The sequence below is a fragment of the Polaribacter irgensii 23-P genome, from assembly GCF_000153225.1.
Classification (GTDB): Bacteria; Bacteroidota; Bacteroidia; order Flavobacteriales; family Flavobacteriaceae; genus Polaribacter; species Polaribacter irgensii.
The window spans coordinates 2,310,611-2,322,970 of sequence record NZ_CH724148.1; the positions used below are offsets into that span (position 1 = coordinate 2,310,611).

Consider the following 12,360-nt stretch of genomic DNA (forward strand, 5'->3'; position numbering starts at 1 on the left):
AGGGCTTTTTTATTTATCTTTTTTGCACCCAAAAACTGCAGCGAAATACAAGAAAAAATCTTCTTCGCCTTCCGTGGTAAATGTCCCAAAAAAACATCAAAACACCTAGACGGTCTCGTGTTTCTAAAACAGAGAACAACAATAAAAACCCATGTCTCTGGGTACTAAATTCAGGGATTTTCAGATTATACCATTTGAAGGGATTGAAACACTGCATTAAAGAGGCTGTATTTCTGCAACATAAAAAAGAACTTTCGTTCGTTTTGTAAACAAATGCGGAGGATAGCAATACCTCCAATCCGCAGATAGCCTGTGATAGCTGATTAAAAGAATGAAATAAAAAAAATAATAGTAAGCAGAATTAAAAATATTGCGGAAGAAACACGCTCTATTGTACTCAAACATTGAAAACAAAGAAAACTCAAAAAAGCAATTTAACAGAATATTTTCAGACTGAAAAACGGAGAGCCTGCTGGTAACAATGTAAAAAATTAATTGCTGGTTTTAGGGTCTTTACAAAAATCAGAACGGACTTTCTTGGTTCGTGTTTTATTTAATAATTTAGTCTCTTAAACAACTTAAATAAGCACATAGAAACACTAAAGGTGTGCATAAAAAAATGAAGAACAATGCTGAAAAACAAGAACAATTAGGACATTCTACAGAATGGATGCAATATGCAAATGAATTATTTGACTCCAGTGAAATTATTTATTAAGAAAAAAATAATAGTATTGTAATACAAATTGATGCATCAAAAAATCAAATTTTAAAAAAACCTGGAATTTCACGTTCTTATTTTTTACTAATAGGTTTTGCTATTGAGAATTTAATGAAAGCCTTCAGTATTTCCAGAAATCCAGATACTGTAAAAGGTGCAAAATTAAAAATCTATTTCAAATAATCGCAACCGCTATGAGTTATCAAAAAAAAATCTGCATTTTTGAATTTACTCTTACTGAAATTAACTTATTAAAAACTCTTACTAAAGGAGATTCTTATTGGACTCGTTATCCAGTACCTATAAGATTTGAAAATAGCACCGAAGAAAAAATATTAAACGGAACAAAAAAAATATTTTTATTAATTTATTTGAGAGAATGGAATTAGCTATGTACAATTGCATTCAGAGATTTGAAAAAGTATGACAAGAAACTAAACTTGAAAAGAAATAAAACTACAGCAAACACCGTATAAGATTAATTGCTAGTTTTAGCTTATCTAAAAAAGCCCTAATAGACATTCTGGCTGTAATTTATTTGCTACTTTCGCCCCTAAATTGCGTAACTGAACTTATCCAAATACGTTGGCAATAATTTTGACCCGTTCTAAAATGAAAAACCAAACGATCATGAACAAAATCCTAAAGCAAACTTTTATCCTTCTTACCTTCCACCTTATTGTAATCAGTTGCAATAGCAATAATAATTTTCAAATAGAAGAAGGGGATTTACTTTTCCAAAACACAGGAACAGGCGAAACAGCTACTGCAATTAAAGATGTATCGGCAACTTCATTTTCTAAAAACTATTCGCATATTGGAATGGCAATGCAAGAAGATGACCAATGGTTTGTACTGGAAGCAATTCCAAAAAAAGGAATTTGCAAAACTCCTTTACTTGCGTTTCTGAATAGGAATAAAAATAAAATCAACAAATCTAAAACCACAGTAGCAAGACTGGAACGCTATTACCAAGCATATATTTCTGAAGCAATAGCGTACGGAATGGCAAGAATAAATACCCCTTATGATGAAATTTTTTTATGGGATGACGATTCTTATTATTGCTCTGAATTAGTTTACAAAATGTTTTCTTCTCAAGATTTACCAAAAGAATCAATTCCTTTTCTTACACATCCTATGACCTTTAAAGACAGCACAGGAAACCTAATGCCTAGTTGGGACAGGTACTACGAAACACGCAACCAACCAATTCCTGAAGGAATTGAAGGAACAAATCCTAATTTAATGGCCAGTAGTCCTCATCTAAAATTTGTTCATGATTATGAAAATGAATAAAAAGTAAATGAATGGTCTATACACTATTACCAATAACGGGAATGGTTAAACGGGATTTGGTGCTTCACTAGCAATTCTTTCCAATTCCCTTGATAGCTTCAGCCAAGACCGTGGCAGTAATAAAAAACGATATTATAAACGGTACAATTATCGTACTTATTTTAGGACGATTACTCTCTAAACGTTGCTTAAGACTGAAAATACTGCAACTTTAATTCCAGAAAATTATATTGGAGGCATCATAAAATGGCGGAGTCAAAAAACGAAATTGAAAAAAACACAAAAGAAATAAAAGAGCACATAAAAGCCTAAAAACGGAATTTTAAAAGAGATTCAATCTGCAGCCCTAATATTATTCTTCGACCTATTTTTACATCTCCAAAAGCGGAAAATAAATTAAAATACACCTAGTTTTAGACCTTATAAAAAATACTTGACACAATTAACGAAAATAAAATGAACGCATACCAAATTTATGATTTTGGAAGTAGTTGTGAAAATTGAAGCGATTGGAAAAGTCACCGAAAAAGGAGTCCGTTATTATAATTAAGATAGAAAACACATTATCCTGAAAACAAAAAACGATTACCAACACCAAGCATGCAAAATTGCGGAATGACTGCTAAACTAAAAGTTGGTTGTATCTTTATCTACTGGTAAGTGTCCATTAGAAAATCCTATCACCCAAAAATAGCAACAAACCACATACAAACGTTGTACTCAAATGTCCAGATTCAAAAGACAGCATCTTGGAGAAAAAGCAAGATTTTATAGCTTTCCTAATTGAATTCAAAAGAAAACATCGAAAAGCCATAGTATGGAATTCTTAAATTTTAACCCAATCATTATTCTATAGACCATCACTACACTGGAACCGCATAGTTGTGTTTTATAACCCCAATAACAAATGTACTGTGTGCACTTCCAATATTTTTCACCGAGCCCAACTCATTGATCACAAAAAATTGATAATGCTTCATATCTTTTATCACAATTTTTAATAAAAAATCATAGTCGCCCGAAATATTGTAACATTCCACCACTTCTTTAAGCGAAACGATGTCTCTTACAAACTTATTTACGATCTCTTTGGTATGTTCCTTTAAAATGATGTTACAAAATACAGTTAAATTTTTACCTGCTTTTTCAGCATTCACAATAGCGATGTACCTTTCTATCAAACCCTCTTTTTCCATTCGTTTAATTCTTTCATAAACTGGTGTTGGAGATAAATTTACTCGTATCGCTATTTCTTTAATTGTTAATTTAGCGTCTTTTTGAAGCATTCTAAGCAACTCAAAATCAATTGTGTCTAAGTTTTCTGAAGAGAAATTATCTGTTTTTTTCATTTTTACTCTTTTAAAAAGATTAATTACCTTCAAAAATAAGATAAACAGATATATTATCCAATTTTAAATGAAAATTATGATAATTAATCTTTTTATTTGAGATTTGTAAGGTAAAAAACAACAATTATCATCAAATGAAAGCGATCATATTAAACGATAAGAACAGTATGGAAAACATTCAGCATACCATCGAGAATGATTTAACATTCAGACTAAAGAGTATCTGTTTCGATGAGCACTATACACCCTCCAGTAGTACGCGTAGAACAACCAATTTTGCCAACTTGGCAATAGGAGCAAATCGTCAAGAAAACTTGCGCAATGCGATTAATATGATGAACCATCGTTTTAACACTTTGGCAAGCTGGGATAACCCTAACAACAATCGCTATTCGTTGGAATTAGAAATTGTTTCTGTTGATTTAGACATTGATGCTAGCGCGACAACGTTTCCATTAATTGAGATTTTAAAAACGCATATTATCGATCATAAAACAGGCAAACACATTGAAGGTATTGCAGGAAATAACTTTTCTTCTTACGTGCGCGATTATGATTTTAGCATACAGCTTTTAGAGCACAACAAAGGTAAGGACCTCTTTAGTATTCCGAAAAGTTTTGGTGAATTACACGGCAATTTATTTAAGTCCTTTGTACAATCAGAGCGCTACAAAGAACACTTTATGAAACCACCTGTGATGTGTTTGAGTGTGTCAGAAAATAGAACGTATCATCGTACCGGAAACCAGCATCCGATATTAGGGTTTGAATACGAATCGGATAAATCTTCTTTAACAGTGCAATACTTCAAAAAAATGGGCTTACAAGTTCGTTATTTTATGCCCACTAATAGCGTTGCACCTTTTGCGTTTTATTTCTTTGGCGATTTACTAGCTGACTATACAAACCTTGAATTAATAAGCACCATTAGCACCATGGATACGTTCCAAAAGATTTATAGACCTGAAATTTACAATGCCAATTCTATAGCAGGAGCTTGCTATAAACCTAGTTTAAATAATCAAGACCATTCAATAACGAAAATTATATACAACCGAGAAGAGCGCACCCAATTAGGAATTGAGCAAGGTAAATTTGCAGAAAAGCATTTCATTACGCCTTACAAAAGTGCCCTAGAACAGTGGTCTGCTAATTTTACTCTTTAATTAATACGAAACATTAAAATTAAACTATTATGAAAAAATTATTACCAACCTCAACTGTTGGAAGTTTACCCAAACCCGCTTGGCTTGCACCTCCCGAAAAACTCTGGTCACCTTGGAAATTAGAAGGCGATCAGTTACTTGAAGGGAAACAAGATGCTTTGCGCGTTTCTTTTCACGAGCAACAATTGGCTGGAATTGACATCATAAGTGATGGTGAACAAACACGTCAACATTTTGTAACGACTTTTATTGAGCATTTGAGTGGTGTCGATTTTAAAAATCGTAAAACTGTAAAAATTCGCAACCGCTATGATGCAAGCGTTCCAGTTGTTGTATCCGAGGTTTCACGTCAAAAAGCAGTGTTTGTCGACGATGCTAAATTTTTGCGTAAACAGACGAACAAGCCTATAAAATGGGCATTACCGGGACCGATGACCATGGTAGATACGCTGTACGATAACCATTACAAAAGTCGAGAAAAATTAGCTTGGGAATTTGCAAAAGCACTCAATGAAGAAGCAAGAGAACTCCAAGATGCGGGAGTAGATATTATTCAATTTGATGAGCCCGCATTTAATGTGTTCTTTGACGAAGTAAACGATTGGGGAATGGCTGTATTGGAAAGAGCCATTGAAGGTTTAAACTGCGAAACTGCCCTACATATTTGTTACGGATATGGAATAAAAGCGAATACGGATTGGAAAAAGACATTAGGTTCAGAATGGCGTCAGTACGAAGATATTTTTCCAAAAATTCAAAATTCTAGTATTGATATGGTCTCATTAGAATGTCATAACTCACACGTACCTTTCAATTTAATTGAACTCCTTCGCGGGAAAAAAGTAATGATCGGCGCAATTGATGTGGCAACCAATAAAATCGAAACACCTGAAGAAGTGGCCAACACAATACGCAAAGCTCTCGAGTTTGTAGATGTTGAAAATCTTTACCCTAGTACAAACTGCGGTATGGCCCCGTTATCCCGGGACGTAGCAGGAGGAAAGTTAAGTGCTTTAAGCGCAGGAGCAAAAATTATACGCAAAGAACTTGGAATTTAACTCCAGTGCATTGACTCAAAAATAGTTTCCGCATTTGACGCTATATTTAATCGTTTTATTTCATCAAATGAAAACCTAATAACTAATAAACCCATTAAAAATTTAATTTGTCTATGGATCTATATATTCTCTATTACCTCGCTGCAGGTGCCATCTCTGGAGTACTTGCAGGTTTGTTTGGTATTGGTGGCGGTATGATAATTGTACCGGTATTAATTTACATTTTTAAAGCACAAGGCGTCCCAGAAGCCGCACTTACACATGTTGGTATTGGTACATCCCTTACAACCATTATTGTTACGTCCATTAGTTCACTTCGTGCACATGATAGGAAAGGAGCTGTAAATTGGAATGTATGGAAACGCATGGCACCAGGATTGGTAATCGGTTCACTGATGGGTGCTGGTGTTGCCTCTGTCATTCAGGGTAATTCTCTTCAGGCAATAATTGGTATTGGTGCCTTCTTGGTAGGATTAAAAATGTTGTTTATGAAAAATAAATCTTTGGAAGAAAACAACCTAAGCAAACTACCCTCGCCTATGGGGCAGACTAGCTTGGGTGGTTTTATCGGTATTGTTTCTGCTATTTTTGGTATTGGCGGAGGTACACTAACCGTTCCGATATTGAGTTATTATGGTTTAAAAATTCAGCATGCAGTAGGTACATCTGCCGCCTGTGGCTTACCGATCGCTGCCTCTGGCGCTTTTGGTTTTTTTGTCTTTGGGCAATTTCTTGATCCCAGTGTAAAAGATGCATTGCCTAACGGTGTATTCGGCTTTGTACATATGTATGCATTTATTTGTGTGAGTTTCGCTAGCTTTTTCACCGCACGTATCGGTGCAAGACTTGCACATAAATTGCCAGCAGCAGCGTTGAAAAAAGCCTTCGCCGTATTGTTGCTAATTGTGGGGATTAAGTTGGCGTTGAGTTCTACAGTTTTTAGAGGTGAACTGCCGTAAATCCCGACTTAAATAAAGATCAAATGCATCCCACAGATATTAAAAATATACGAGACAAATTGGAATAATAACGAAGCACAAGAATGACTATCTACAATTGCTTGTGCCGACCTACTTCTAAAAATCCGTGCCGCTTTTTTAGTTTGATTTGTATTTCAAAAACAAAAAGTCTTACAATGATGTCTATTCCAATCACACTTCTAATAATAATTGAAGTAAAAAGTGACTTTAAAAGTAACTGTCATCTCTGTGGCCTCATTGCCTCCATTGGGACTTCTCTTTATTGTATGATCGAAGAATACGGATGGATAGGATACTTGACAAATGAATTGAAAAGATTAAAATCTTAGGGAAAAACAGTGAATGGTTGGATGTATTTGCCATTTATGCCATTTGACAATTTTAACAAAGGCACGTCTTGGCGACAATCGTTTCTTTTTAGGAATGATGTGTCTTAAAAGTTGGAGAATCGGACAGGTGGCGGAAACTTCAAAATCTATTATTGCAAGTGCCTGTTTTCATATGACTATCCGTATTAGAATTTTTAAAGACAGCATTCATGGTACTGAAAAATCATGATTTTAGGGGTTCCGTTGTTATTTGGTTTGTGATTATAAAGAAATGAAGAAAAAAGATACTATTGCTAATGCCATATAAATTGACCTTCATTCTCTCTTTTGTTATTTCTGATTTATCTACAAAGTTAGCGATTGTATACGTAAGTGGTCTCGAATTAATTGCTGACGTATAGCTTATTTAAGAAAATCAAACAGACGTATTTAGTCAGTGTTTTATTGAGTAATTGATTGTTTACAGCACGAAAATCACCCGATGCAAAAACGGTGTGGCTCATGAAAAAATCAAACTTCTTCAACCAAAAGAGATTGACAAACATCAAACGTTAAAACGATCGTAGCATTGTCTTCAAGCAAAACTTCAAAACTATTGTCAAATGTTTCTATATGCCGAATTAATAAGACGGTTCCCAGCTTAATTCTTTTCTTATTTAAATAGAGTAATAAATCTTTAGAACTATTTTCTAATCCTCGCAATTTCACTTTCTGTCCTTCTTTAATGCTCCCTAATTTCAAATAATTAACTTTCAATACTTCCCCTTCCCTATCTGGAATCGGTGAACCGTGGGGGTCTAAAGTAGGAAATCCTAATATTTTATCCATCCTATCAAAAAAAATAATTGAACTAATATGTTCCACTTCTTCTGCAATATCATGTACCTCTTCCCATCCGAACCCCATTACTTTAGATAAAAACATTTCTGTCAATCTGTGTTTCCTAACAATTAAGGCACCTAGTTTTTCTCCTTTGGAGGTTAATTTTATAGGCTTGTATTTTTCATATAATAACCAACCTCTCTCTTCCATTTTCTTTACCATATTATTGGACGTAGGTTTACTCACATTCATCTTTTTGGACAATTCTGTAATAGAAACATCAATACTTTCTCTACTCAGAAGATAAATAGCTTTCAAATAATTCTCTTTTGCTTGTGTTGGCATATTATAAATTAAAACGCAAATATAATAAATATTACCAAACATATTTGTTAGTCTCATCTAACTTATTATATTTGTACTATAAAACAAATAAAAAGTTATGAAAAAAATACTATTTACACTTACTTTTCCCTCTTAGGGATTGAAGCTGCTTTGGCTCATACTGGTCACACTGATATTAAATCAATATCTCATCTTCACATAACTGAGTCTATAAGTTTTGGAATTACTTCAATCTTGACAAGCACTCTTATTATAATTTCCATAATATTCATTAAAAAACAACTCAAAAAAAACAAAAATCATGCTATCTAACATCTTAAACCTGGTAAAAAAAATTACACCGGTACAAGAAGTGCATGCGCACTGCGACATCCCTTGTGGTATCTATGATCCTGGTCACGCAATTATAGGGTGTTTAACAATCATTCGCATGACTGATTTAATGAACGACCACAGTACTGTAAAACACTCCGTGGATTGCCAGAATGAAGTCAGCAGATATATTGCCGAAAAAGAACGGCACGCCGCCATTGTTAAACACGAAATACGCATCATTTGGGGAGATTTTTTTAAGCCACCACAATTTGAAAAGTATCCCGAATTACACGATTTGACGCACCGTATCATGCTACTTGGCTCTAAAGCAAGACAAGAGGTAAACACAGATGCTGCTTTAGAGTTGCTTGAAAAAGTAAATCGTTTTGCAGAGCTATTTTGGGAAATAAAAGGCATTACTACTAAAAAATCTGTTTATCCTTATCCTCCTGCGCTCGCTGTAATCTATCCAGAATTATAATGTTAAAACTATCCATAATAAAAGGATACAGCATGTCTCCTTCCTATTTGGAAGGTGATTATATTGTATCAATAACTCCGAGATTGATACACTTAAGGATAGAAGATGTAATCACATTTCAACATGCCAGCTATGGATATTTGATTAAAAAAATTTAGTAAAAGAAGAAGACTGGATACCGTGTAAAAGGCATACACCCTATGAGTACAGATAGTCAAACTATCGGAATCGTCACACCCAGTATGATTAAAGGAAAAGTTATTTTAAAAATTAAACAAAAAAATCATGAATGAATCTTGCATACAACACATCGCATCTGTTTGGAAAGAAAAAACAAATGCAGCAAATCAATTTTTTAATGAAGGTAATTTTAAAAAAGCACTTCTTGTTTATGAAGAAGCTTTGTTTAGAGCAGAAGTTTTGTGTTCTAATAAATTAAAAACGGATCGTTTAGGAGTTCCACACAAGCAAATATTTGCCATATCATGTAACAATATTGCTTACACGTATGAAGAAATAGGTGAAATTAAAAAAGGCGAAAAAATGTTACAAAGGGTTGTCTATTATTTTTTATTTTTAACAAAAGAAAATCAAGGAAATAATTCTATCATTCAAAAAGAATTAAAAAGAGCTCTTTTTACTTACATCGATTTTGCAAACCGCAATAATTTAGAAGCTAATGGTTATCAAAAAATAGTACACCGTATTCAACAAGAATTTAAAACTATTCCCTCCATTTGATATCAATAACAGATAAATCTAATTGGATTTTTTTAAAATTTAAATTAAAAAAAGGGGGATTTTAACACTATTAAAACCTGACTATTGTTTGCTGTTCAAATCTAGAACTCAGAGAAAAAGCAAAAAATGAACTAGTCAATCAATTTGATTTAAAAGAATTTTACAACGTTATTTTGCATAATAGCGCTGTGTCCTTAGCTATATTAGAAGAACTTATTGCTGTCTTTATACATACAATGTTAGAAACTAAAAATAGCAAACTACATTATAAAGACAAACAACAATGGTTACACCCGCTGCATTAATTGCTATTTCTTGGGTATTTACAAAAGTCCAAACGGACTTTCTTGGTTGATGTTTTATTGAACGAGTTAATCATTCAAATAGTTGCTAAGCGCAGAAAACAAGAACACTTCCCTCCCCATCTACTCTAAAATAAAAAAAACACGCCACTTTAAAGCAACTGCAAAGGTATACCCTATTTACAGGAATACCCAAATCATACCATTTTCAGGGATTGACACGAATACTATTTTAATGTAGTTTTGTTTTAAAAGCGATTATTGAAACAGTTTGCTTTTATATTATTATCCGATAGATAAAAGGAGCAGCTCGTTCTGTAAAAACTTTTAAAGCTAAAAGTCTTTTTTTTTTCAATAATCATGGATCAGCGAACAATACATAAATTAAAAAAAGAATGATACAATTTGTACTCGCCATAATTGCTTTAATTTTAAATCTATTTTAAAATTAATTATATGAAATTTTTGTGCTGTTCCTGAATTATAGTTTTGGTACAATTTAAAAATATAGGAAAAAGACCTATGCATTGAGAAAAAGATGTGTTGTTTCCCTTGCTTTAATAAGAAGCGAGGAAATAACCCTGAATTCAGGGATACTAAATTTATACCATTTTAAGGGATTGACACGAATGCAATTTTAATGTAGTTTTATTTTATAAGTAATTATTGAAAAATTTTGCTTTAATGTCATTATCCGATAGATAAAAGGAGCCGTTCGTTCTGTAAAACTTTAAAAGCTAAAAGTCTTTTTTTTTCAATAATTTGACGCTGTAAAGAAAAATGCAAAAACGTATAAAGTTCCGTATATCCCCCCAATATAGACACTAATACGGATAAAAGGTAAGCCTATAAACAAGTTGTGGGCAATTAAAAACCGAAGTTAAACCATATCCAAGAACAAATTCTGCTTGGAAGAAAAAAATAAAAGAATTGAAAATTTGAAATGTCCATTAGAAGGAGAATTAAAAAAGAAAATACTTTTTTATGGCAATAATGCAAATCATTTCAATACTCCTTGAAAAATATTGAAGTGTAAAATAACTAAATATGATTAAAATGAAATCTTTAAAAAAAACGTCAGTAGTATTAATGACAGCTCTATTTTTAACCTCAATGTTTCCGCAAGAAGTCAAAGCTGGACACAAAGCGAGATATGGACATTCATGGCTTAGTTGTCAATGGGCATCTACAAGTATAACTATTCTCGGAATAAGCATAAAAGATGCAAATCCTTATTCACATTAGAAATATGAGATTTAGATTTAAATTATTAACTATGGCACTATTTATTAGTGCTATAGTTAATTCACAAGAAAGTATAGTATCTGGAAAAGTAATTGATGCAAAGACCAATAAACCTATTGATTACGTTTATGTATTAGATAGTTTGAATAAAGTTGTATCTATAACTGATGAGTTTGGTTTTTTCAAATTTAAAAAACAATATAATAAAAATTTAAAATTCTTTAAATATGGATATTTTGAAAAAAACAAATTAATAAATGAAATAAAAGATACAATTTTTTTAGACCCTAAAGTTATTGTTTTAGACGAAATTGTTTTAAGTAGTCCTAAAAAAAATAGTTCAACTTATTATAAGTTTTACTTTAGAACCTTTGATTTTAAAAATGATAAAAAAAGAAGATATATTGATGGAATTGTTCAGTTTGAATTCAATAAGAAAAAAAATAAAGTTGAGCCTAAAATATTAGAATATCGTTCTTTTGCTAATCAAAAAATATTGAAAAGCGAAAAAAAAGGTATTGTAAGGTTACAATACGAAGGAACCTCTATTCCATCTTTTAAGTTATTATCAATTTTAGAAATGATTGAAAAATTTAAAGATTACGATATATCTAAAGAAGAAAATGGTTATACCGTTTATAATGCTATGAATAAAATAGGAACTATTTTTGTTAATGATGATTGGACAAAAGAAAAAAGAGCAACTATAATCGAAAAAAATGAGTTAGGAAAAATAGGGAAAAGGTTAGGCGCATCTGGAAAAATTTTATTCAAATCAGAAGAAGAGCATTACAACCCTTTTGATGATTATAATTCTATATCTTATAGAAAGATAATTAAGAAAGCAATTTTTAAAAGAAAAAAAGAAAAAGAGTTTAGTACTTATGAATCACATTCAGAAATATTCTTAATAGAATCCCAAAAAGAGCCATTTCAAAAAGATGATGTAAAGCTTAAAAGAGATAAATCTAATTACAGAACAAAATTTTGGATAAATAATAAAGTGATTTCTGGAAACCTTGAAAAAACTTTTTATGATAATTTAAAAGAATTAGAGAACAAATAACTGCCCACAACACGGTATATAAAAAATAGCAGTAAAGTGCAAACTACAAAGTTTGTGCTTTCCTGCTATCTTTATTGTTAAACTGAAAGTAATAGCATTTTTAATCTGCTACTTTTCATATACCAAAACGTTAGCAAACAT

General features: G+C 32.2%; 10 protein-coding genes. 8 read left to right on the plus strand and 2 right to left on the minus strand.

The genetic code is table 11. The features are described 5' to 3' along the window. Positions 1-1,351 precede the first annotated feature (1,351 nt). Positions 1,352-2,020 (plus strand): YiiX/YebB-like N1pC/P60 family cysteine hydrolase, encoded by a 669-nt coding sequence (locus PI23P_RS10310; protein WP_238300021.1) that lies wholly within the window; start codon positions 1,352-1,354, stop codon positions 2,018-2,020. Positions 2,021-2,883: 863 nt separating this feature from the next. Here PI23P_RS10310 and PI23P_RS10315 read toward each other — a convergent pair. Further along, entirely contained in the window at positions 2,884-3,369 is a 486-nt protein-coding gene (locus tag PI23P_RS10315; protein WP_004570788.1) for an Lrp/AsnC family transcriptional regulator, read from the minus strand. Between the two features lie 134 nt (positions 3,370-3,503). Between PI23P_RS10315 and PI23P_RS10320 the strand changes: the two genes are divergently transcribed. The 4 genes from PI23P_RS10320 to PI23P_RS12540 all read left to right on the plus strand — a co-directional run bounded on the left by PI23P_RS10320 (position 3,504) and on the right by PI23P_RS12540 (position 6,902). Beyond that, complete coding sequence (locus PI23P_RS10320) at positions 3,504-4,535, plus strand: DUF1852 domain-containing protein (protein ID WP_004570789.1); 1,032 nt, start codon at positions 3,504-3,506, stop codon at positions 4,533-4,535. 29 nt (positions 4,536-4,564) lie between these two features. After that, positions 4,565-5,593: a methionine synthase gene (locus tag PI23P_RS10325; protein ID WP_004570790.1), complete on the plus strand. Its 1,029-nt coding sequence runs from the start codon at positions 4,565-4,567 to the stop codon at positions 5,591-5,593. A gap of 113 nt (positions 5,594-5,706) precedes the next feature. Next, positions 5,707-6,552, plus strand: a complete 846-nt coding sequence (locus PI23P_RS10330; RefSeq protein WP_004570791.1) for a sulfite exporter TauE/SafE family protein — start codon at positions 5,707-5,709, stop codon at positions 6,550-6,552. A gap of 176 nt (positions 6,553-6,728) precedes the next feature. Then, positions 6,729-6,902 (plus strand): hypothetical protein, encoded by a 174-nt coding sequence (locus PI23P_RS12540; RefSeq protein ID WP_155811767.1) that lies wholly within the window; start codon positions 6,729-6,731, stop codon positions 6,900-6,902. Between the two features lie 510 nt (positions 6,903-7,412). Here PI23P_RS12540 and PI23P_RS10335 read toward each other — a convergent pair. After that, a complete protein-coding gene (locus PI23P_RS10335) occupies positions 7,413-8,069 on the minus strand; it encodes a metal-dependent transcriptional regulator (protein WP_018941866.1) in 657 nt (218 codons plus the stop codon). Positions 8,070-8,370: 301 nt separating this feature from the next. Here PI23P_RS10335 and sodN point away from each other — a divergent pair, with 301 nt between their 5' ends. The 3 genes from sodN (at position 8,371) to PI23P_RS10355 (ending at position 12,219) form a co-directional block, all read left to right on the plus strand. Beyond that, entirely contained in the window at positions 8,371-8,865 is a 495-nt protein-coding gene (gene sodN / locus PI23P_RS10340) for a superoxide dismutase, Ni (protein WP_004570794.1), read from the plus strand. Between the two features lie 285 nt (positions 8,866-9,150). Further along, positions 9,151-9,606 carry a DUF2753 family protein gene (locus PI23P_RS10345; protein ID WP_004570795.1) on the plus strand — a complete coding sequence of 152 codons (456 nt, stop codon included), beginning with the start codon at positions 9,151-9,153 and terminating at the stop codon, positions 9,604-9,606. Positions 9,607-11,184: 1,578 nt separating this feature from the next. Then, positions 11,185-12,219, plus strand: a complete 1,035-nt coding sequence (locus PI23P_RS10355; protein ID WP_004570797.1) for a peptidase associated/transthyretin-like domain-containing protein — start codon at positions 11,185-11,187, stop codon at positions 12,217-12,219. Positions 12,220-12,360: the final 141 nt, after the last annotated feature.